This window comes from Pseudomonas sp. NPDC087346, assembly GCF_044744235.1.
In the GTDB taxonomy this organism is placed as follows: domain Bacteria; phylum Pseudomonadota; class Gammaproteobacteria; order Pseudomonadales; family Pseudomonadaceae; genus Aquipseudomonas.
In genome coordinates this window covers 27522-48234 of sequence record NZ_JBIUXX010000028.1, presented here as the reverse complement: position 1 = coordinate 48234, position 20713 = coordinate 27522, and the positions used below count along the sequence as shown (strand labels likewise).

General features: G+C 59.2%; 19 protein-coding genes. 12 read left to right on the top strand and 7 right to left on the bottom strand.

Annotation, left to right across the window (positions count from 1 at the left end):
* Nucleotides 1–228 precede the first annotated feature (228 nt).
* The 4 genes from ACIOZM_RS17690 to ACIOZM_RS17675 all read left to right on the top strand — a co-directional run bounded on the left by ACIOZM_RS17690 (nucleotide 229) and on the right by ACIOZM_RS17675 (nucleotide 6285).
* Nucleotides 229–1581, top strand: coding sequence for a 3-oxoacyl-ACP reductase (locus ACIOZM_RS17690; RefSeq protein ID WP_401216093.1), 1353 nt, complete (start codon nucleotides 229–231; stop codon nucleotides 1579–1581).
* 2 nt (nucleotides 1582–1583) lie between these two features.
* A complete protein-coding gene (locus ACIOZM_RS17685) occupies nucleotides 1584–2438 on the top strand; it encodes a MaoC/PaaZ C-terminal domain-containing protein (RefSeq protein WP_401216092.1) in 855 nt (284 codons plus the stop codon).
* A 449-nt stretch (nucleotides 2439–2887) separates the two neighbouring features.
* Nucleotides 2888–4480, top strand: a complete 1593-nt coding sequence (locus ACIOZM_RS17680; RefSeq protein ID WP_401216091.1) for a collagen-like triple helix repeat-containing protein — start codon at nucleotides 2888–2890, stop codon at nucleotides 4478–4480.
* A gap of 134 nt (nucleotides 4481–4614) precedes the next feature.
* Nucleotides 4615–6285 carry a ShlB/FhaC/HecB family hemolysin secretion/activation protein gene (locus ACIOZM_RS17675; RefSeq protein WP_401216090.1) on the top strand — a complete coding sequence of 557 codons (1671 nt, stop codon included), beginning with the start codon at nucleotides 4615–4617 and terminating at the stop codon, nucleotides 6283–6285.
* An 86-nt stretch (nucleotides 6286–6371) separates the two neighbouring features.
* Here the strand turns inward: ACIOZM_RS17675 and ACIOZM_RS17670 are convergent, their stop codons facing one another.
* The 4 genes from ACIOZM_RS17670 to ACIOZM_RS17655 all read right to left on the bottom strand — a co-directional run bounded on the left by ACIOZM_RS17670 (nucleotide 6372) and on the right by ACIOZM_RS17655 (nucleotide 10446).
* The gene (locus tag ACIOZM_RS17670) at nucleotides 6372–8765 is read right to left on the bottom strand and encodes an autotransporter outer membrane beta-barrel domain-containing protein (RefSeq protein WP_401216089.1); all 2394 of its coding nucleotides are present in this window, start codon (nucleotides 8763–8765) and stop codon (nucleotides 6372–6374) included.
* A 657-nt stretch (nucleotides 8766–9422) separates the two neighbouring features.
* Nucleotides 9423–9833 (bottom strand): response regulator, encoded by a 411-nt coding sequence (locus tag ACIOZM_RS17665; protein WP_401216088.1) that lies wholly within the window; start codon nucleotides 9831–9833, stop codon nucleotides 9423–9425.
* Nucleotides 9834–9902: 69 nt separating this feature from the next.
* Entirely contained in the window at nucleotides 9903–10115 is a 213-nt protein-coding gene (locus tag ACIOZM_RS17660) for a Flp family type IVb pilin (RefSeq protein WP_401216087.1), read from the bottom strand.
* Between the two features lie 121 nt (nucleotides 10116–10236).
* Nucleotides 10237–10446 (bottom strand): Flp family type IVb pilin, encoded by a 210-nt coding sequence (locus ACIOZM_RS17655; RefSeq protein WP_401216124.1) that lies wholly within the window; start codon nucleotides 10444–10446, stop codon nucleotides 10237–10239.
* A gap of 340 nt (nucleotides 10447–10786) precedes the next feature.
* Between ACIOZM_RS17655 and cpaB the strand changes: the two genes are divergently transcribed.
* The 8 genes from cpaB to ACIOZM_RS17615 are packed head-to-tail and all read left to right on the top strand — an operon-like array spanning nucleotide 10787 to nucleotide 18234.
* Entirely contained in the window at nucleotides 10787–11722 is a 936-nt protein-coding gene (cpaB, locus tag ACIOZM_RS17650; protein ID WP_401216086.1) for a Flp pilus assembly protein CpaB, read from the top strand.
* Nucleotides 11723–11742: 20 nt separating this feature from the next.
* The gene (locus ACIOZM_RS17645; protein ID WP_401216085.1) at nucleotides 11743–12966 is read left to right on the top strand and encodes a type II and III secretion system protein family protein; all 1224 of its coding nucleotides are present in this window, start codon (nucleotides 11743–11745) and stop codon (nucleotides 12964–12966) included.
* Nucleotides 12963–14153 (top strand): CpaE family protein, encoded by a 1191-nt coding sequence (locus tag ACIOZM_RS17640; protein WP_401216084.1) that lies wholly within the window; start codon nucleotides 12963–12965, stop codon nucleotides 14151–14153. Before ACIOZM_RS17645 ends, ACIOZM_RS17640 begins: the two co-directional genes overlap by 4 nt.
* Nucleotides 14150–15418: a CpaF family protein gene (locus ACIOZM_RS17635; RefSeq protein ID WP_401216083.1), complete on the top strand. Its 1269-nt coding sequence runs from the start codon at nucleotides 14150–14152 to the stop codon at nucleotides 15416–15418. The genes ACIOZM_RS17640 and ACIOZM_RS17635 overlap by 4 nt, the downstream gene beginning before the upstream one ends.
* Nucleotides 15419–15436: 18 nt before the next feature.
* The gene (locus tag ACIOZM_RS17630) at nucleotides 15437–16321 is read left to right on the top strand and encodes a type II secretion system F family protein (RefSeq protein ID WP_401216082.1); all 885 of its coding nucleotides are present in this window, start codon (nucleotides 15437–15439) and stop codon (nucleotides 16319–16321) included.
* The gene (locus tag ACIOZM_RS17625) at nucleotides 16322–17206 is read left to right on the top strand and encodes a type II secretion system F family protein (protein ID WP_401216081.1); all 885 of its coding nucleotides are present in this window, start codon (nucleotides 16322–16324) and stop codon (nucleotides 17204–17206) included.
* Nucleotides 17207–17228: 22 nt separating this feature from the next.
* A complete protein-coding gene (locus ACIOZM_RS17620; protein ID WP_401216080.1) occupies nucleotides 17229–17951 on the top strand; it encodes a hypothetical protein in 723 nt (240 codons plus the stop codon).
* Nucleotides 17952–17961: 10 nt separating this feature from the next.
* Complete coding sequence (locus ACIOZM_RS17615; protein WP_401216079.1) at nucleotides 17962–18234, top strand: DUF3613 domain-containing protein; 273 nt, start codon at nucleotides 17962–17964, stop codon at nucleotides 18232–18234.
* 99 nt (nucleotides 18235–18333) lie between these two features.
* Here the strand turns inward: ACIOZM_RS17615 and ACIOZM_RS17610 are convergent, their stop codons facing one another.
* The 3 genes from ACIOZM_RS17610 to ACIOZM_RS17600 form a co-directional block, all read right to left on the bottom strand.
* On the bottom strand, nucleotides 18334–18696 hold the full coding sequence (locus tag ACIOZM_RS17610; protein ID WP_401216078.1) for a DUF6124 family protein: 363 nt from the start codon (nucleotides 18694–18696) through the stop codon (nucleotides 18334–18336).
* A gap of 612 nt (nucleotides 18697–19308) precedes the next feature.
* Nucleotides 19309–20097: a response regulator transcription factor gene (locus ACIOZM_RS17605; RefSeq protein WP_401216077.1), complete on the bottom strand. Its 789-nt coding sequence runs from the start codon at nucleotides 20095–20097 to the stop codon at nucleotides 19309–19311.
* 126 nt (nucleotides 20098–20223) lie between these two features.
* Nucleotides 20224–20694 (bottom strand): prepilin peptidase, encoded by a 471-nt coding sequence (locus tag ACIOZM_RS17600; protein ID WP_401216076.1) that lies wholly within the window; start codon nucleotides 20692–20694, stop codon nucleotides 20224–20226.
* Between the last annotated feature and the right edge of the window lie 19 nt (nucleotides 20695–20713).

The window sequence follows — 20713 nt, the reverse complement described above, 5'->3', positions numbered from 1 at the left end:
GGAGCTGGCTTGCCAGCGATAGGGCCAGCACATCCAGAATTTTCAGTGGCTGACACTCCGCCATCGCTGGCAAGCCAGCTCCCACAGGTAATACATTCAGCCCAAAGACCTGCTAAATCCCAGAGGCAAACTACTCTGCTGATCAAGCGTAGGCCTTATTGCGTGGATCGAACGATTGATTGCCGTTGGTAGTCCACACTTTGAACCCCATCTTCTGGAGAGCGTTCCATGTCAGACCGCTATATCGACTTCGCCAACTCGTCCATCGGCCATCGTCTGGTCGGGGCATTGGGCCTGCCGTCGCCGGTTCGCCTGGAACGCTGGCAGGCCGGGCGCCTGCGGCCGGTGGAAGGTGCGCTGCTGATCGGCGGCGGGGCGCTGGCGCAACACGTCGCGACCTTCGCCAATCGGCTGACCGATGCGATTTACCGCTACGGCGAGCAACCGGCAGCCGCCACCGAATGGATTCCCGGCCACGGTCCGAAACTCAAAGCCGTGGTGTTCGACGCGAGTGATCTGCAACACACCGATCAGCTCAAGCAACTGCGTGAATTCTTCCAGCCACTGATGAAAAACCTTGAATCCAGTGCGCATCTGGTGATTCTTGGCCGCGCGCCGGAAACCCTTACAGAACCGTTCGCCGCCAGCGCACAACGGGCGCTTGAAGGGTTCTCGCGCTCGCTGGCCAAGGAACTGCGCAGCGGCGGCACCCTGCAATTGATTTATGTCGGCGACGGCGCCGAGGATCAACTCGAAGGCCCGCTGCGGTTTTTCCTTTCGCCGAAAAGCGCATTCGTCTCCGGACAAGTGATTCGCCTGACGTCGTGCGAAACCCCGGTGACCGACTGGACGCGGCCGCTGGCCGGACGCAAGGCGCTGGTGACAGGCGCGGCACGCGGGATCGGCGCCTCCATCGCCGAAACCCTGGCCCGCGATGGTGCCGAGGTGATTCTGCTCGACGTGCCTCCAGCCAAAACTGATCTGGAAGCCCTCGCCGCACGCCTCGGCGGACGCAGCATCATCCTTGATATCTGCGCCGAAGACGCGGGTGCGCAACTGATCGAACAGTTGCCGGATGGCCTCGACATTCTGGTGCACAACGCCGGGATCACCCGCGACAAAACACTCGCCAACATGACCCCGGAATTCTGGGATGCGGTGCTGGCGGTCAATCTCAATGCGCCGCAAGTGCTGACCAAAGCGCTGCTCGACAGCGGCACGCTGCATGACAACGCGCGGGTGATTTTGCTCGCCTCGATCAGCGGCATTGCCGGTAATCGTGGGCAAACCAACTACGCCGCGAGCAAGGCCGGATTGATCGGTCTGGCGCAGGCGTGGGCGCCGACGTTGCTGGAGCGTGGCATCAGCATCAATGCGGTTGCGCCGGGATTCATCGAAACGCAGATGACCGCGCACATTCCGTTTGCCCTGCGTGAAGCCGGGCGACGCATGAGTTCGCTGGGCCAGGGCGGCCTGCCGCAAGATGTCGCCGAAGCCGTCGCCTGGCTGGCGCAACCGGGCACTGGCGCGTTCACCGGGCAGGCGCTGCGGGTCTGTGGACAAAGTGTTCTGGGGGCCTAGGCATGAGCATCGAATGGCACACGCTGGATCGCGAACCGAGTCTGCCCGGCTTGTATGTCCGGGCCGCCACGCGCCGCAAGATCACCGGCACCACCCTGCCCGACAGCGGTTTGCGCTGCTGGGTCGATATCGACGGCAAACGTCTGGCGAACTATCGCAAAGTCTGCGGGTTCGCCGATGACGGTCTGCTGCCACCGACTTATCCACACGTTCTGGCGTTTGCCTTGCAGATGCAGTTGCTCACGGCGAAGGAGTTTCCGTTTCCGCTGCTGGGGCTGATTCATCTGAGCAATCGCATTCGTGTGTTGCGACCACTGGGCGGGATCACGCGGGCGCAGGTCAGCGTCCGCGTGCACAACCTGCAACCGCATCCGAAAGGCGCGACGTTCGATCTGCTGACCACGCTGGATGATCAGCTCGGGCCGTTGTGGGAAGCAGAGAGCCAGATGCTCTGTCGCGGGGTCAAACTCGACGGCGAGCCGGTCGAGCAAACCTGGGAACCGTCGCTATCGCTGAGCGAAGTGGCGCATTGGAAAGCCCCGGCAGATATTGGCCGGCAATACGCCAAGGTTGCCGGGGACTACAACCCGATTCACTTGAGCGCGGCCAGCGCCAAGCTGTTTGGCTTCCCCACGGCCATCGCCCACGGGTTGTGGAACAAGGCGCGCACGCTCGCGGCGCTGGGCGAGCATCTGCCTAAAGCCAATCTTGAAATCTTTGTGCAATTCCGCAAACCGGTGCGGTTGCCGAGTGAGGTGACGTTGCTGGCGAGTGCGCCGGGGTCGAGAGGTGAATTGCGATTGATCGGTGCCGGGGATCTGGAGCATATGGTCGGGCAGTGGCAGCCAATTGCGTGATTGCCACCTGTTACCCCTGTGGCGAGGGAGCTTGCTCCCGCTCGGCTGCGCAGCAGTCGTAAAACCTGAGCACACAGTTTGGCAAACTTACCGCGACTACCGGTTTTTGGGGTCGCTTCGCAACCCAGCGGGAGCAAGCTCCCTCGCCACAGGGATTTAGCAGGGCTGTAAATTGTGTATATATCACTTAAGTTTTTCTGCACTGCCTTCTCTTCCCCGCAAAAAAACCAGCCTTGATTTTCAAGGCTTTTTTTTGCCCTTCTATATCTTGGGTATTAGTCGTTAGGCACTGCGCAACGCCTTATATATAAAGGCGTTAATACCAACTTGAGAATGGCGTGAACCCGGCCCCGGGACTGAGATTGACACCACGGACGAGGCATCACCGACAACAGATCGGCGGGCCATCGAAGGCAACGAACGTTGCGTCAGGTGCAGGAATCTCAATCATGAAAACTCAAGTGTGGTGCAAATCGGCAACAGCTTTGGCATTGATCCTTTCCCTCGGCCTCGCCGCCGGTTGCAGCAGTGGCGGTGGCGGTCATCACAGCAGCTCCGGCAGCAGCTCGACCCCCGCAGCAGGAACTGGCGGTACGGGCGGAACAAGCGGCACCGGAAGCACTGGTGGCACTGGTGGCACTGGAGATACCGCAGGCACCGGCGGAACTGGCGGTACAGGTGGCACGGGCGGAACCGGTGGCACAACGGACCCAACCAATCCGACCAATCCGACAGACCCAACCAATCCAACCAACCCGACTAATCCCACAACGCCTGTTCCGCTGGTGACTACCACGCTGGTCCAGGATGTCGGCAAAACCGTCAGCGGTGTCGGCGACGGCGTTGGTCAGGTAGGCGACTCACTGAGCACCGTACCGGTTGTAGGTGGTGTCGTACAAAGTGCAGTCAACACCACCGGTAACGTGGTCAGCACATTGGGTGATGGTGTGGCCAACGGCATCGGCAAACTGGGTACCACCGACAATGGCCTGGGAGTGACCGCTTCGGCAGTCGGCGGCGTAGTGACCGATGTTGGCAATGGCGTTTCCGATTTGAGTGGCAAACTTGCTACCGCCACCAGCAGCGTTCCCGTGGTTGGCGGTGTGGTCACCAAAGTCGCGCCGTTACTCGACGGCGTCGGCGAAAAAGTTACCATGCTCGGCGATACCCTCAGCACTGCAACCACCACCGGGCCACTGGGTTCAGTGACCAAAAGCGTCGGCAATGGTCTGGTGCCAGTGATCTCGATGGTTGAAAGCACCACCGACAAAATCGGCGATGCAACAGGCCTGGGTGATCCACTCAAAGGCGTGATCCAGAAAGTTGGCGATACCGTCAACGGTGTGGGCGACAAAGTCACCGATGCCGGCAATGGCAACGCGCTGACCAATACTCTTGGCGGCGCCCTGAGCAATGCTGGCACAGCAGTCGGTAAAGCGGGCGGTCTGGTGTCCAACGGCACAAGTACAGGTGGTGGCCTGGGTGGCGGTCTCGGCGGCGGCCTGGGTGGTACTGGCTTGCTGCAAACCGTCGGTGGCGCAGTGGTCAACGTCAGTTCTGGCCTGAACGCCGGCAACACCAATGGCGTGGTGAGTGCAGGTGGCGTTACCGGTGTATCGGCGGGCAATGTGGTTGCCTCGCTCAACACAGTCCTTGGTGGTTCCGGCACACCGATCACTGGCTCGACTGCACCGCTGGCAGCATTGGGTAATAGCTTGGGCGGTGCGCTCAACCCAGCCACCAGCGCAGTTACCAGCCTGACTCAAAACGTCGGTGCCGCGACCGGTCTCGGTGCGCCGGTTGCCGGCCTCACCGGTCAGGCAGGCGCAGCCGTCAGCAACCTGGGCGGCGCCATTGCGGCAACGAACAATCCGGTCACCACCGCGGTCGGCGGCCTGGTCAGCAACGTCGGTGGCACCGTCGCCGCAGTGGGTGGCCTGGTCAACGGCGGCACCGGTACCGGCACTGGCACTGGCGCAACAGGTGGTCTGGGCGGAGTACTTGGTGGTCTGACCGGCGCTCTTGGAGGCAACAAACGCTAAATTGCACCTGGCCGATTCGACGGCCTCACCTACAGCGCCTACGCTTGGTTGAGGGCGGAAGATTCCCACGAGTCTTCCGCTTTTTTTCTTGGGAAAAGACAGCCTAGAGCTGCGACCTGACCATGGAGTGTCCTATGCGCGTATTGGCATCCCTGCTGTGCCTCAGCCTCAGTTCCGCCGCCCTCGCCGACACCCTGCCCAGTTTCCTCAACAGCAACGAAACCATCCGCAATCTGCCAGTGCCGAACCTTCCGGCCGACGCCTATCGCCCGAACGTGGCACCGCTGCAAGTACCGGACCCCGGCGCAGCTGCCGCGCAACCGTTGATGATGGCGACCAAAATCAAACTCAAGACCGTGCAGATCGAAGGCGGCACAATCTATCCGCTGAACGAACTGGCCGACAATTTCAAACCGCTGATCGGCCATGAAACCAGTCTCGCCGACCTGATCGAAGCCACTCGCAACATCACCCGCCGTTACCAGCAAGACGGCTATCTGCTGTCCTACGCCTTCCTGCCGCAACAGAAATTCGATGACGGCGTGGCCCGCGTGGTTCTGGTGGAAGGGTACGTGCGTGATGTGCAGATGCAGGGCGATGTTGGCCGGGTCAAAGGCCTGCTCGACAAACTGGCGGCTAAGATCCAGGCCGAGCGGCCACTGACGCGCAAAACGTTCGAGCGATATACCACGCTGATGACGCGTATTCCCGGCGTGACGATCCAGGCCCAGGTGCCGCCACCGGGCACCACCGACGGCGCCACCACACTGGTCGCCGAGGCGAGCCGCAAACCGTTCACCAGCACACTGAGCACCACCGAAGACAACCGTAATGGCACCCAGGCCTTAATCGGTGTCAGCAGTAACTCGCAAACCTCGATGGGCGAACAGTTGAGCCTCAGCGGCCTGTTCCCGCCGGGGGATGACAAAGAGCACTACTACCGTCTGGACTACAACCAGTTCCTCGATGCCGAAGGAACGCAACTGGCGTTGTCCGCCTCACGCTATCGCGCCGATCCGGGCACCAATGTCCAGCTCGACAACGGCCTGGAACTTAAACCGCATCGCGAGAACGACCGCTACTCGATCGGCGTCAGCCTGCCGCTGATTGCCTCATCCACCGAACTGCTCAACGTCGGCACGCGCTTGTATGCGGTCAACGACAAGACCCGCTACAACGTCATCGGTTACCCGCTCAGCGTCGAAGAACGCACCGACATCCGCGCCCTCGCCTTCGAAAGCGACTGGCGCAAGGTTGATGCCCGGCAATTGCGGATTATCAGCGGCGGGATCTATCAAGGCCTCGACAGCATGGGGGCGAAAACCAACAACAGCGCCATCGACCTCAACTTCTTCCGCGCGCGCCTGTCCGGCGTGCAGAGCGACAAGTTCTTCGACAACTGGCAAGGCGTGCTTTCGGGCGCGCTGTACTGGACCGACGACACCCTGCCTGACAGCGAACGCGCGGTATTCGGCGGACAGAACTTCGGACGTGGTTATCCCGACGATCAGGCTTCAGGCGACAAGGGTTGGGGGGTGGCTTACGAGGTCAACTACAGCTTCAATCGTGACGGCAGTTGGGTGCGCATCCTGCAACCGTATGTGGTGCTGGATCGTTCGAAATCCTGGTTCAACAAACTGCCGATTCAAGACAGCGACCTGTCCTCGGCAGCCGTCGGCTTGAGATTTGGCGATGCCAAGTATTACAACATCGCACTGGAAGCGGCGAAGCCGATGTCCGACGAAGCACTGGACACCCTCAATCGCCGTCCGCGTTACAGCATCAGTTTCAGTTATCAGTTGTAGGGTGTAAGACAGCTCCCACAGGCTCACAGAGAGCCCTGTGGGAGCTGGCTTGCCAGCGATGAACGATAACGCGGTCTCAACGTCGATCAGAACGCGTAACGCACTTTCGCCGTGAAGCTGTCGGAGTCAAAACCGGTCGACGTCACATAGTTATACGAACCGCCAACGCTCCAGGCGCCCATGCGGTAATTCGCACCCAGGCCCAGTTCATAGCTGTCACGTACCGGTGTGGTGCCACGACTAGTGAACGAATCGCCACCCAGTACAAACGATGAAGTGGTCGCGACCTTGTCACCAATGAAGTCATGCCAGGCCATCAGTTTTGCCTCTGGCTCAAGACTGCCGGCGCCAACATCGAATACAGCCGCCAAGCGCGCACCCACCCCCATCTCACCGACTTCATAACGCTGGCTGCCGACATTCAGCGAAGCCGAACTGCCCTTCTCGCGATACGAATCCATGCCTACGTTTGCGTACCGGGCACCGACCTGCGGTTCAAGCACAACATCAGGCGCCAGTCGCAGGCTGTAACCCGCCAGTGCACTCACACCAAAAACGTCACTGTCGTAATCACCCTTGGCGCGGGTACCGGCGATGTAGCGTTTCGACTCGTTGTCGTTCCAGCCGTACATCAACGACGAATCGACAAACCAATTGTCATGCACCCAGTTGCTGTAAACCGTCAGCGCATGGCCGGTCACTTTGGTTTTGCTGCCGAGATCGGATTTCACATCGGTATCGAGGTAGCTGTACGCCAGGCCCAGGGTTGTATCGGCGTTCAACTGGCCATCGGCACCCACCGCGATCCCGTGGCTGTCCGCGTCATAACCGGCAACGCCACGGCGCTCATCCTGATTGGCATCACTGCTCAGCGCTTGCAACCAGACACCTTTTTCCGGTGAGCCTGCGGTCGAGCGTGCACGGCTGGAACGATCATTGATGACACCCGAGACCAGCGTCTGACTGTTGGTCGCCGCGTGAAGCACACCACGACTGACATCCGGGCTGAGCGACTCGGAAAGACGCGCCAGCTCAACATCGGTGGAAGCATTGGCGAAGGCCTGGAAAACCGGGTCCTGCTCGTCAATCCGCGACATCACACTGGAAAAACGCCCCACCGCCGTCGCGGCGTTACGACTGCCACCAACCGCCAGAGTGTTGTCGGCCAGCACCTGATCCGACTTGGTCGTGACCACCGTCGTGATGTCGTTGCCTGTAACACCGAAACTCTTCACATCGAGCAGTGCGGAAGTAGAGGTCACGGTCAGATTACTGCCACCGATCAGATTCCCCGAACTGATCAAGGTGTAACGCGTACCGCCCGGGGACACCCGGAAGTCGCTGGAACGTGCCAACAATCGCAACTGCGCACCCGGCGCAATGTCGGTGGTGCCGGTTACTTTCAACACCGGCAATGCCGGATTGGTGTCGTTGCCCAGGTACATCTCCAGCACGGAATTGGATTCTTCCATGTCGAAGTCGCCGATGATGGTGGTGTGCGGACGCACCAGGGTCAGCGTGCCTTCTTCAATCGTGACGTAACCGGACTTGATGATCGAACCGTCGAAGGTGGCATCGCCATCGATCTTCACGCCGGACAGCCCGAGGATGTCGCCCCTCACCGTTCCGCCGAAAAAGTCGAAATAACTTTGGCCATCATCGACTTGAATAGCCGCCTTACCGCCCTCGATCAGACCGGTCAGTTGGTAAATGGAAAAGGGGTTGCCAGCCGCCGGTTGGCCACTGACGTGCACGCCGATGGACTCGCCGGAAATCGTGCCGTAGTTGCTGAGCATGAAGCTGTTCGAGCCGGACGATCGATCAAAAGTCACTCCCTCGATGGTGAGAGCCTCGGCATCGGCACCGCTGGCTCGAATGGTACCGGGGTTGTAAATCCCGCCCTTGAGCGTGGCACCGTCAAGAAACACGCCCAATGCATCCGTACCGCTGGCGGTGACAGAGCCTGTATTGCTGATCCCGTTCGTGTGGGAATGCACCACCATTACACCGGTGGCGGTGGCGCCACTGACATCGATCAGACCGTCATTCATAACCGAACTGCCCAGCGTACTTCCCAGGATGGAAATACCCGTCGAGCTGCCGGTTGCTGCCAACCCATGAACCGAAATCGAGCCGGCGTTGATCAGACCCAGCGTGATATTGCTGTCCACTACACCGGACGCGCCGATATTCAGCCCCACACCATTCGTGGCGCCATCGATACGGATGCTGTCGTTGTTACGCAATTGCCGCGCTCTCAGCCCCATGAACTGCGCGCCATAAGTCAGGCCTGGAGCCGCGACAGGCGTAGCGTTCAAATTGCCGTGCAGGTCGACCAGATTGGTCGTGTTGAGCAGATTGCTGTTCAACGGAGCGCTGCTGATGTCGTAATTGAAATCAGCCAAAGCGGTTGAAGAGTCAAGAGCGGCGGCAGTAATGGAAAGCGCCAGCAACGAGCGGCGCAAGCGAGCAGTGTTCAATGAGATTCCCTTCCGAAACATAAAAGCAGTTTCAGCAGGGTCACATGTCAATCAGGCATCCCTACCGTCCCGTCAGAGTCATCAAGTGCGGGCGCGGGGAATTTACACGAGCCATCATTTCGACACCATTAAAATGTCAAAGAGATGGCGTCAGATATTGGTTTATTTGAAAAAGGGAAATTGCCATCGCTGGCAGGCCAGCTCCCACAAGGATTTGAGTGATCAGATCGAAATTGGTCAGCTGTCAGGTCGCCATCGCGAGCAGGCTCACTCCTACAGAAAAGCAAATCAACCGCCCGCCGCGTCGCTTTTAACCACTAACAGGATGAGCGTTAGCTCGGCTGTGCTCTTGATCTTGATCTTGATCTTGATCTGCAAGGTCCGTCGGCAGGCTGAGTGGAGGGATTCATTCGGGGGTGGGCGCGAAGCGCCGTTCGACGAAGTCGAACAGATCGAGAGGAGGTGCAGCGCAGCAAACCGTAGGCGATCCCCCCGGATGAGTCCCGGAGCGAAGGAACCCGAGCCACAGCGAGGGCCGAACGCCAGGACAAAGCCTTTTTGGTTACTTTTTCGGCGTCTGGAAAAAGTGACCCGCCGTAAGGGCGGAACCACCAGAAGCCATTACCGCAGCACCGGATATGCCCCAAAAACAAAGGATCAACCAACCCGATGATCCTTAACCTTGGGAAACAAATTATCCAGAGTCTCCAACAACCGAACGTGATAAATCGGCTTGCGAAACAGATCCAGCACCTGCAACCGCAACATGTCACTCACATCCTCCATGTCTGCATGCCCTGACGTCACGATCACCGGCAAATGCTGACGCGAAGTATGCTCACGCAACCGCTTGATCAACGACATGCCACTCTCCTCCGGCATCCGCAGATCAGTAATCACCAGCGCGATATCAGGATTGCGCGTCAGATGATGCAAGGCGAGCTTCACCGACGTCGCGGTGAAACAGGTGAAGCCCTCACCCTCCAGCAACTCCGCCAGCTCCAGCAACGCGTCCTCTTCATCGTCAACCAGAAGCAGCTGTTGGCGGGGTAGCGAGGAAGCAGTCATGGGCAATACCTGAAAACTGAGAGTGGAACCGAGTGTAGCCGGACATTCGTCATGCGCGACCGAATGCGCTCAAGGCGTCTGCACCGGAGCCGTCTGCGCGGTGCCACCCAACGCCACCAGAATGTTGTTGAAAATCCCCAGCACCTTGGCGCCCACCGGCGTCACGAATATCACCACCACAACCGCCACCATCGCCACCACAATCGCGTACTCGATGGCCGACGCGGCTTCGGTGCTCGCCAGGAACAACCGTGCACGCAACATCAGGTATTCAAAGAGCATGGAAGTTCTCCTTCGTACCGGTCTTCACCCCGGCAGCAGAAATCCAATGACCCGGGCAATGCCTGCGCGCGCTTTTCAGCGACCGCAAACAGGCATTGATGGAGGGGATGGATGATTCGGTTTAAGGCAGCGTCGGTCTGGTGACCGCCGTACCACCTAGAGCGGTCAGGACGTTGTTGAAGATGCCCAGAACCTTGTTGCCGACCGGTGTCACGAACACCACGACGACCACCGCGACCATCGCCACCACAATTGCGTACTCAATCGCCGATGCGCCTTCGTCACTCTTGAGGAAAAGCCGAACCCGGGCCACTAAATAGTCAAGAATCATACGAAACATACGTCTACTCCTTCGCGCCTCTGGCGCCGATGTAACGCTACAGCGGCAAGGTTCCACCGTGCTATCAAAGCATTGTCAACAAACCCCCGGTCAACAACTGTAAGAACGGATTAATCACAAAGAATTAATCCATTGGTGACTCGCAATGATTCAACTGTTAATTGGCCAAGACCCATACTTTAGTGAGTTATTTTCCTGTCAGTAATGGCGTTTTGGTGCGGATCAGCTAGCTTGGAAATAGCGAAATAGTTGCATGTTCATAGCTGCCCGCTTGCGAAATTCTCTCGTCAGGAAATGCGGTAGTCAGTGCAGCAGGAAAGGGAGAGCCGTCATGAACAGTCGCGTCACCATGGGTCTTGCAGCGGTGCTTCTGCTTGGGGCAATTTTTGTCGGTTACTGGGGGCTGGTACTCAGTCGCCAACCGACGGTACCTGTTGCCCAGGCACCTGCCGCGCCGATCACCAGCGTTGATAAAACCATTGCCACCGCCGAAGACCAGACCCGCCAACCGGTGGTTGTACTGATCCACGACGTGCAGCCCTTCACCCCTCTTACCGCCGCCGATGTCGCTGTGGAAAAACTGCGCAATGCGCCCGCCGGCAGTTTGAGCAGCGTCGATCAGGCGGTTGGCCGCAAACCCTGGCGGCACCTGAGTGCCGGCACCTGGCTCAACGACGAAAGCTTCGAGGCCGGTGGCGCACTGGCACGGATGATTCACAGCGATGAACGTGCCCTTACCGTAGCGGTTGACGAAGTGATCGGCGCAGCCGGGCAACTGATTCCCGGTGACTACGTCGATGTGCTGTTGTACCTGCGTCAGGACGCCAGCAACTTGCAGCAGTCAGCACAGATTGTCGTGCCCGCCATGCGTGTCCTCGGTGTCGGCGACCAATACGGCCTGACCAACGATGGTCAGCCCGCCACACCGGCCCTGAGCGGCGACGACAAGATCAAACAGGATCAACGCAGGGTCGCCGCGCGCACCGTGGTGCTGGCGGTGCCCGAACAACTGCTGAGCCGGATGATGCTCGCCACCCAGGTCGGCACCTTGCGCCTGGCGGTACGCAGCAGCGACGAGCAGCGTCTGGCCAAGTACTGGGCGGGCGAAAACCAGTCGCCAACCCATCTGGACAATGCCAACAGCCAGCTCTTCCAGTTCACTCAACTGGCCTTGGGCAGCGGCCCGAAAGCGCCGTCCACTGGAGGTGGCGTGCGGCGGGCGATGGAAGTGATTCGCGGCAATCAGATTTCCCAACAAACCCCATGACTGAGCAAGGATTCAAGTGCATGCAGAGTCGATTCCGGCCGACATTAAAACCTGTGCTCCGGGCCTTGATACTGATGGGACTGTCGATCAACGCAGCTTTTGCGGCCACCGGCAATTGCTCGGCACTCGGTCGCATGTCGCCAGTGATCGAGATCGGCCAGGGCTTTCAACAGGACATTCAATCGCCGGTGCCGATCACCCGCGTTGCGATTGGCGATCCGAAAATCGCCGACGTGCACGACACCGGCAGTTCGTCGTTTCTGCTGACGGGTGTAGCGCCGGGCGCGACCAGCCTGATGGTCTGGACTTCATGCTCAAGTGAGCCACGTCAGAGCATGGTGTTTGTTCAGGGCGCCGCCACCGCCGCCATGACCAACCTCGGCCGGGTTCCTTCGGATGATCCGACGCTGCCGTCGCAAGTACAGACCGACATCCGCTTCGTCGAAGTCAGTCGCACCAAACTCAAGGAAGCCACCGCTTCGCTGATCGGTGCCCGGGGCAACTTCCTGTTCGGCTCCCCCGGCACACTGCCGCCCATCAACGGTGTTCCTCAGCCACGACTGCCGGTGGACAACTCGCTGTTCAACTTTTCGTGGATTGGCGGCAAGACCATGGCGATCATCAATGCGCTGGAAACCAGCGGCTTCGCCTACACCCTCGCGCGGCCAAGTCTGGTGGCCCTGAACGGGCAAAGTGCAAGCTTCCTGGCCGGTGGTGAAATTCCGATTCCGGTACCCAGTTCCGGCAGTGACAACGTGTCCATCGAGTACAAGGAGTTCGGCATTCGCCTGACACTGACGCCGACCGTCATCAGTCACGATCGCATCTCGTTGAAGGTCGCACCGGAAGTCAGCGAACTCGACTACAGCAACGCTGTGGAGATCGCCGGCACCACCGTTCCGGCCCTGACTATCCGCCGTACTGACACCAGCGTTTCGCTGGCCGATGGCGAAAGTTTTGTCATCAGCGGATTGATCAGCACCACCAACAGCTCTCAGGTAAACAAGTTTCCGGGGCTGGGCGATATTCCGGTACTCGGTGCATTCTTCAAGGGTTCGCAGATCAAGCGCGAAGAGCGCGAACTGCTGATGATCGTCACTCCGCATCTGGTGCAGCCACTGGCAGCCGACGCACAACTGCCGTCGCTGCCGGGCGAAAAACTGCGCAACTACGACCCGAATTTCTATCGCATGTTCTTCCTCGAAAACGGCAACTTCGACAAGCGTAGCGGGCTGTCCCAATGAGCCAGAATCTGAGCCAGACGTTTCTCGCGATCACCCGCAACAGCACCGATCTTGAATGGCTGCAAAGCGCCCTGGCGCCGCTCGGCCAAGTGGTCAGCGCCGGCGGTGGCAGCCTCGACGAACTGCTCGCGCTAGTTGACGTGACATTCGCCAGTCTGGTGTTCGTCGGCCTCGACCGCGAGCATGTTGTCGCCCAGAGCGCACTGATCGAAGGTGCGCTGGAAGCCAAACCGATGCTGGCGATCGTCGCCCTCGGCGACGGTATGGACAATCAACTGGTGTTGAATGCGATGCGTGCCGGCGCACGGGACTTCGTCGCCTATGGCTCACGCTCCAGCGAAGTCGCCGGGCTGGTGCGCCGCCTGAGCAAACGCCTGCCACCCGTCGCATCCAACACGCAGTTGGGTGGCCTGACCGTGATGTACGGTGTACAGAGCGGCTCGGACGGCGCGTTGCTGGCCAATCACATGGCGCTGACCGTGCAGAAAAGCGGCCAGCAAACCCTGCTGCTCGACCTGGGATTACCGCGCGGCGACAGCCTTGCCTTGCTGGGATTGGAGAGTTCGTTCCACTTCGGCGATGCCTTGCGCCACCTGCGCCGTCTCGACACCACATTGATCGACAGCGCCTTCACCAGCGCCGAAGCCGGTCTGCGGATTCTTGCTTACGCGAGCAATGACGAGCCGCTGGAAAGCACCAGCGCCGCCGAACTGTTCATGCTCCTCAGCGCGTTGCGCCAGCACTTCCAGCACATCGTGGTGAACCTCACCGGACAGAGCGACAGCGAAGCGTTGCGCACCTTTGTCAGCCACTGCGACAAGCTGCTGTGGTACACCGATCAGAATGTTCTGAACTGCCGGCGCAACCTCACCGTGCTCAATCAGTGGCGCGAGAAAGGCATGAAACTCGATCACGCGCGCCTGCTGATCGACCGCTACCTGAGCAACGTCGCGCCGAATTCGGAAACCCTCGGCAAGACCTTCAACCTCGAAGTCATCGCCGTACTGGCGGCCAACGCCGAAGTGCGTTTGAACGCACAGAACCAAGGCGTGAGCCTGTTTGAACTGGCGCCCCGCGAGAAACTCACACAGAGCCTGCGTGCCCTCGGCGAACGACTGGCCAAACGCTCGGAAGGTCTGGCCAAACCGAAAGTCACCTGGTTCGACCGCTTGCGAGGCACCTCATGAGCGCAGAAAAACTGTTCGGCGCAGCGCAACGTTCAGCGGTCGGCAACACGGACCACGAAGGCCTGAAACTGGTGCTGCACCGCTACATCATCGACGCCATCGAAGAGTCGGGGAAAAACCTGCTGGAGGGCTCGCGCCAGCTTCTGGCGCAGTTTGTCACCGACAAAGTCGCCGAATACATCGCCCGTTTGCATCTGGCTATTTCACGCTATGAAATGGAGCGTCTGGCCGAAGAAATCGTCGACGAGCTTACCGGTTTCGGCCCGCTGGAAGTGTTGTTGCGCGATCAGTCGGTGACCGAAATTCTGGTCAACGGCCCGCATCGGGTGTTCATCGAGCGCGACGGTGTGCTGCATCAGAGCGACCTGCGGTTTATCGATGCACACCACGTCGAACGGGTCATGCAGCGGATTCTTGCACCACTCGGACGGCGGCTCGACGAGTCTTCGCCAATGGTCGATGCGCGCCTGCCCGACGGCAGCCGGGTCAACGCAATCATTCCGCCGATTGCCCTCGATGGCCCATGCCTGTCGATTCGAAAGTTTCGCAAGGACATGCTCAAAAGCAGCGACCTGATGGCGATGCAAACCATCGATCTGGGGATTTTCGAGTTCTTTCAGGATGCCGTCGGCAAGCGCTGCAACATCCTCATCAGCGGCGGTACCGGCACCGGCAAAACCACGTTGCTGAACATCCTCAGCCAATTGATCAATCCCCATGAACGTCTGGTGACCATCGAAGACGTTGCCGAATTGCAGCTCGGTCACCCGCACGTCGTGCGTCTGGAAACCCGGCCGCCGAATGCCGAAGGTCACGGCGAAGTGAAGGCCAGCGACCTGATCCGCAACGCCCTGCGGATGCGTCCCGACCGGATCATCCTTGGCGAGATTCGCGGCGTCGAAGTGGTCGACGTGCTCACCGCGATGAACACCGGCCACGACGGTTCGATGAGCACCGTACACGCCAACAACGCGCAGGATGCACTGCTGCGCCTGGAAACACTGGTGGGCCTGACCGGCCGCGCCATCGCCGAACGCACCCTGCGCCAGATGATCTGCGCAGCGCTCGACGTGATCATCCAGCTGACGCGCATGCCCGATGGCCGCCGCTGCGTCAGCGAAGTGGTGGAAGTGGTCGGTATTCGCGAAGACGTCTACGTCACCAACACGCTGTTCCGCCTCGATCGCCGCACCGGTTTCGGCTTCCTGCGGGAAGCGGTTAACCCGGCCGGTGACAAGTTGCGGCACGACGCACATCTGGGCTGACGGCATGGGGCATTCATCATGATTGGTCCGGTCATTCTCATCATCATTTGCCTGATCCTGCTGGGGCTGTCGATCCGCCTGTTTCTGCACGGTGTCCACAAGACCGCCAACGAGCGCGTACTCAACCGACTGGCCGCCGGTCAACCGCAACTGGTGGCGGAAAAGACCAAGTGGGTAGGCCTGGAACGGATGTTTCTGCGCGCCGGACTGGGCCGCCCGACCGAACGCTTCGGACTTTGGCTAAGCCTGTGGGCCGTGGCCATCGGCCTCGGTTATCTGCTGTTCGAATGGGTCGGTTTGATCACCATGGTGCTGGCGCCGCCGCTGATTTTGCGGCTGTATATTTCCTTGCTGTATCGACGCCGGTTGAAACGCATGATCGAGCAATTGCCGCAGCTGCTCGACCACACCGTGCGCAGTCTCAAGTCCGGGCGCACCCTGAGCGACGCGGTCATGGGCGGCATCGAAACCAGCGACGATCCACTGAAAGCAGCCATGGGCCGAATTCAGCGCAACGTGCAACTGGGGGTCAATCTGCCGGACGCGGTCAGCGACTTTGCCGAGCTTTATGAACAAGACGAACTGCGCATGTTTGCCCTCGGTCTGAAGGTCAATCATCGCTATGGCGGCAACGCCAGTGAGCTGCTGGAAAACCTGATCAAACTGATCCGCGAACGCGATCAGGGCGCCCGCCAACTGGCCGCGATGACCGGCGAAACACGGATGACCGCGTGGGTCCTCGGCGCTCTGCCCGTGATCGTTGTGAGCTACTTCATGCTGACCAATCCCGGCTACATGCTCGGCATGTGGCACGACTCGGGTGGCCAGACCATGTTGATCATCGCGGTGGTGCTGCAGGTGCTCGGATGCCTGGCGCTGTGGCGCATGTTGCGGAGTGTTTGAATGGTCTATCTCGCCGCCCTCATGTTATTGCTCGGCGCCCTGTTGCTGGTGGTCAACCACCTGCTGACCGAACGGCGCCGGGTGCGTCAGGTGAACCAGCGGTTGCAAGGCCATCTGGTGCGCGAAAACCGCTTCGGCAACTGGTTGCGCGCATTGGGCGGCAGCCGCTTCGGCCAGCGTTCGGTGAGCATCGACAGCGAAACCCAGACCCTGCTCAGCCGCCTCGGCTGGCGCCGCGCCAGCGAGCGCTCGCTGTACGCCGCGTTTCAGATCGGCACTCCGCTGCTGACTTTGGGTTTGGCGATATTTCTGCAAGAAGTTTTCTTCCCGCAGGCGGCGCATCCCTGGCTGATGCCGATGCTCGCCGCCGGCGCCGGTTACCTGCTGCCCAAAAGACTGCTGGCCTACGCTGCGGGTCGTCGGCAAAAAATTATCGCGGTGGAAATCTCAACGTTCATCCCGCTGCTGCGCATCCTGTTCGAGTCGGGTATGGCGGTCGAACAAGCCTTGCGCGTGCTCAGCATCGAAGCGCAGAAACTGCTGCCGGAACTGACCAGCGAACTGCGCCTGATCCTCGCCCGTGTCGATTCGGGTCTGGAGCTTGGCCAGGAACTCAACAAAGCCTCGGTGATGCTCGCCGTAGAGGAATTCACTGACACCTGCGTGATCCTCCAGCAACTGATTCAACAGGGCGGCGGCGCGATGAAATCGCTGCTGGCGCTCAAGCAACTGCTCGATGACCGGCGCCTGACACGGTTGCAGGAATACGTTTCGAAAATGTCGGCAAAGATGTCCGTGGTGATGATGCTGTTTTTGTTTCCAGCCTTGCTGATCGTATTGGCCGGCCCCGGCTTTACTGCAATTACCCGAGCGTTCGCAAACTGACGTGGCTCATGGAGAGCGTTTGATGAAAGTACTGATTGTTTTAGCAAGTCTGTTGATGCTCGGCGGTTGCGCCACCGGCGATCAGGCGCCGTGGACGAGCATGTTGTCACCGTCCAGTTGCAGCAAGATGACTTCGGAACAGGAACTGGCCCTGAACCTGGCCGACGACCTGGCCAACGACGGCAAACTGCACGCCAGCCTGGCCAACCTGCAAAGCCTGCCGGACAACCTCAGCGAAGTACGCCTGCGCAAAGCCAAGGTCTATCGCCTGCTCGGCCGCAGCGAAGCCGAGCCGCTGTATCGCAGCCTGCTCAACACCTGCCTGACCGCCGAGGCCGAACATGGCCTTGGCCAACTCTATGCCGCCCGTGGCGACAACGGCCAGGCCCAGGCTCACCTGCAACGCGCCGCACGACTGGCACCGACCGACGAAAAAATTCGCAACGACCTGGGCCTGGTCTACCTCAATCAACTGCGCCTCGAAGATGCCCGTTTCGAATTCCTCACCGCCATCGAGCTGAAGCAAAACAACCAATTGGCAACGCTCAATCTGGTGTCGTTGCTGCTGTATCAAAACAACTGGCAACAGGCCGGGGAAATCGTCAGCCGCTCAAAACTGACTCCGGAGCAATTCACCGAAGCCCAGGAGCGCGCAGAAAAACTCAAGGCCCCGGTGCCGGCCAAACCGGTACACGGTAATCAGGTAGCCGTAGTCGCAGATCCGCAACCGTCGACGATCAAATAAGGAGACCGCCATGAACGCCCTTAAAGGCCTGTGCTATCTGAGTTTGCTGAGTCTGCCATTGAGCGCGATGGCCATCGACGCGGGGCCTGCATCCGCGCAGCAACAGGAAACCGAAGGCTGGCTGGTCCTGCAAAGCCGCAACAAAGTCGCCTCGCCAAAACCACAAGCGTCCACCGCGACCGAACGGGAACTGGCAATGCAGCGCTGGTTGAAAAAATACAAATACGAAATCCCGGACTTCTACGACCCGGATGCGGGTGGGAAGATCGAGACCAAGAATTAGCCGAAGCATTCGCGAGCAAGCTCGCTCCCACAGGAGAATGCCTTTCAACTGTGGGAGCGAGCCTGCTCGCGAAGAACGATGACGCGATAAACCCGCCGATCAGATTTGCGGATCAACCCGATCCAGCGCCCGATTCACCGCCAGCTCGGCCAGCATGACAACCTGCTGAATCGCCAGCGCCGTGCTGCGCTGCAAACCGCTCAACTCACCAGCGAAATTACTCGCCAGGGCACTGGCTGAGGCCAACGATTCGTAAGCGTGGGCGAGCAGGGTTTCGGTATCGATGTTGGGCGCGACCATGAACATCGTGCTGGGATTGCTGCGTTTTTCTACATCCGGGCTCAGGTAGAAGTCGAGCGCGCGCTTGATCGCTTCGCGGTCTTTGATGAGTTCTTCGGCGCGGGTGGGGTCGGTGGGTGGGGTTGTGGCATCGAGGGGTGGATCGGGGATCAGTTTGTCCATGAAAACTCCTACTTGGCTGAGGAGCCATCTTTTGTCGTTTCCACACAACAAAAGGTGGCAGCTGTACGCAGGGTGGAAAACCGATAGTAGGCAACCGGCCAGACCGAAGTCTGCCCACGCACAGCCGCCGCGACACAGTTTGCAGACGAAAGAAGACGCCGACAATGATTACGGTAACGATGCAATGCAACTACTTGATACAGGTTTCCACACCCGGCCGCTGAATTGGCAGCGACAGCCAAAGACTAGAGAGCAGACGTCCGACGGACAACCTGAAAACCTTGTGGGAAGGTTCTGTAATTTATCAACACGCTTAAACATTAAAAATTGAAATACGCCCATGTAGGAGCTGCCGAAGGCTGCGATCTTTTGATCTGTTTTTAAGAGCAAGATCAAAAGATCGCAGCCTTCGGCAGCTCCTACAGGGGAACGTGTATACCCATCAAAACCGGTCGACTGTCAGGCCGCCATCGCGAGCAGGCTCACTCCTACAGAAGAGCAAAAGCCAACCGCGTTGCTCTTCACCACTCAACAGGATGAGCGTTAGCTCGGCTGCAGCTCTTGATCTGAGAGCGCCCATCGGCAGGATAAACACCCAAACCCCAAAAACCCTCAGTGCGCCGTAACCCGCTGCCGAGCCGCCGAAGCCCCAGGCGACAGAGCAAGCGCCAACTGCGTCCGGTTATGCATATGCGTCAACCGCAAAACCTGCGACACATAAAGCTTCACTGTGTTCTCGGTAATCCCCAACTCACAGGCAATCTGATAATTGGTCTGCCCCTTCCCCACCAACCGCGCCACATCCAACTGCCGCGGCGACAACTGATGAAAAATCTCCGGCATATCCTGCTGCTCAGTCTGAGGCGCATCCCCCCCCATCACATCCCGAACAATGACCGAAGGACTACGCCGCACCCTGTCCAGATCCTGATAAATGTCATCAATCGACTCGGAAAGAAACTGCAACTTCTGATTCAAATGCCCCAACTGAACATTCTTGTGCCGCTCCTGCAACGCCACTTCCTGACGCTGCACACCTTCGAGCAACTCATCCAGATCAATCGGCTTTTGATAATAATCGGCAATCCCGGCACGCAATGCCTTGATCACATCCTGCTTGTCGGCGCGACCGGTGAGCATGATCGCTTCGAACACCCGTCGTTTGCCGCAAATCCGTTGCAGTTCCTGCACCAGTTGAATGCCATCCAGACCCGGCATGTGCAGATCGCACAGCACCAGCCCGATCTCGAGATCTTCGCTGAAACGCTCGATAGCCTCCTGGCTGGACTCGCACGGAACACAGCGATAACCGCTGCTTTCGAGGAACTCGCACAACTCCTCGACGATCAAGGGTTGATCATCGACTACGAGGACTTTTACCGCAGATGTAGGCTTGTTCACGTGCCACTCCATGCTTAGGCCAAAGCTGACCGTTCCTGTACTGCCAGCCTTTGGCTGTATAACCCGCTCACTTTGAAAGTAGACGCACTTTCCGACTATGTACATAGGACTAGTGGCGCCTGGCGACTAGTGGATCCAATGTATCGAGAGCAATACACCGATCAACACGAACGGTGCAAATGGCAGCTTTTTTGACACTCCAGGTTCCAGATATCGAAGATGTTCTCTAAGTCGTTGACTCATATGCAGCCAGAGTCTTGGCGCCAGCAGCCACCAGAGCAAACTCGCGACACCCGCGCCGATAAACGCGCACAGAACAAACAGACCGTCCGTCGCAAGGGCTATTGCTGTCATTAATTTCACATCACCGGCGCCCATTCGGCCCATGAAAAACCCCGGCAGTGTCAGCGCCAACGCAATCAGACAGGCCCAGCCGCCCTCCTGCGCCGGAGCACCGAGCCAGGTAGTGCCGGTCCACAGCAAATACACCAGCGCGAGTGCGCCAGCGCCGAAGGTCAATAGATTGGAAATTCGCCGTTGGCGGGCATCTTGCGCCGCGCACAGGGCCAGCCAGGTCAGGAGGATAAAGCTCTGCATCCGGTAAAAACCGTCCGTT

Excerpts from the sequence above, each read along its gene's own strand:
- ACIOZM_RS17665 (WP_401216088.1), bottom strand. The coding sequence starts at position 9,833 with ATGACTGCTTCCTCGCTACCCCGCCAACAGCTGCTTCTGGTTGACGAT.
- ACIOZM_RS17640 (WP_401216084.1), top strand. The coding sequence starts at position 12,963 with ATGAGCCAGAATCTGAGCCAGACGTTTCTCGCGATCACCCGCAACAGC.
- ACIOZM_RS17630 (WP_401216082.1), top strand. The coding sequence starts at position 15,437 with ATGATTGGTCCGGTCATTCTCATCATCATTTGCCTGATCCTGCTGGGG.
- ACIOZM_RS17600 (WP_401216076.1), bottom strand. The coding sequence starts at position 20,694 with ATGCAGAGCTTTATCCTCCTGACCTGGCTGGCCCTGTGCGCGGCGCAA.
- ACIOZM_RS17615 (WP_401216079.1), top strand. The coding sequence starts at position 17,962 with ATGAACGCCCTTAAAGGCCTGTGCTATCTGAGTTTGCTGAGTCTGCCA.
- cpaB (WP_401216086.1), top strand. The coding sequence starts at position 10,787 with ATGAACAGTCGCGTCACCATGGGTCTTGCAGCGGTGCTTCTGCTTGGG.
- ACIOZM_RS17685 (WP_401216092.1), top strand. The coding sequence starts at position 1,584 with ATGAGCATCGAATGGCACACGCTGGATCGCGAACCGAGTCTGCCCGGC.
- ACIOZM_RS17625 (WP_401216081.1), top strand. The coding sequence starts at position 16,322 with ATGGTCTATCTCGCCGCCCTCATGTTATTGCTCGGCGCCCTGTTGCTG.
- ACIOZM_RS17675 (WP_401216090.1), top strand. The coding sequence starts at position 4,615 with ATGCGCGTATTGGCATCCCTGCTGTGCCTCAGCCTCAGTTCCGCCGCC.
- ACIOZM_RS17690 (WP_401216093.1), top strand. The coding sequence starts at position 229 with ATGTCAGACCGCTATATCGACTTCGCCAACTCGTCCATCGGCCATCGT.
- ACIOZM_RS17660 (WP_401216087.1), bottom strand. The coding sequence starts at position 10,115 with ATGCTCTTTGAATACCTGATGTTGCGTGCACGGTTGTTCCTGGCGAGC.
- ACIOZM_RS17635 (WP_401216083.1), top strand. The coding sequence starts at position 14,150 with ATGAGCGCAGAAAAACTGTTCGGCGCAGCGCAACGTTCAGCGGTCGGC.
- ACIOZM_RS17610 (WP_401216078.1), bottom strand. The coding sequence starts at position 18,696 with ATGGACAAACTGATCCCCGATCCACCCCTCGATGCCACAACCCCACCC.
- ACIOZM_RS17645 (WP_401216085.1), top strand. The coding sequence starts at position 11,743 with ATGCAGAGTCGATTCCGGCCGACATTAAAACCTGTGCTCCGGGCCTTG.
- ACIOZM_RS17620 (WP_401216080.1), top strand. The coding sequence starts at position 17,229 with ATGAAAGTACTGATTGTTTTAGCAAGTCTGTTGATGCTCGGCGGTTGC.
- ACIOZM_RS17680 (WP_401216091.1), top strand. The coding sequence starts at position 2,888 with ATGAAAACTCAAGTGTGGTGCAAATCGGCAACAGCTTTGGCATTGATC.
- ACIOZM_RS17655 (WP_401216124.1), bottom strand. The coding sequence starts at position 10,446 with ATGATTCTTGACTATTTAGTGGCCCGGGTTCGGCTTTTCCTCAAGAGT.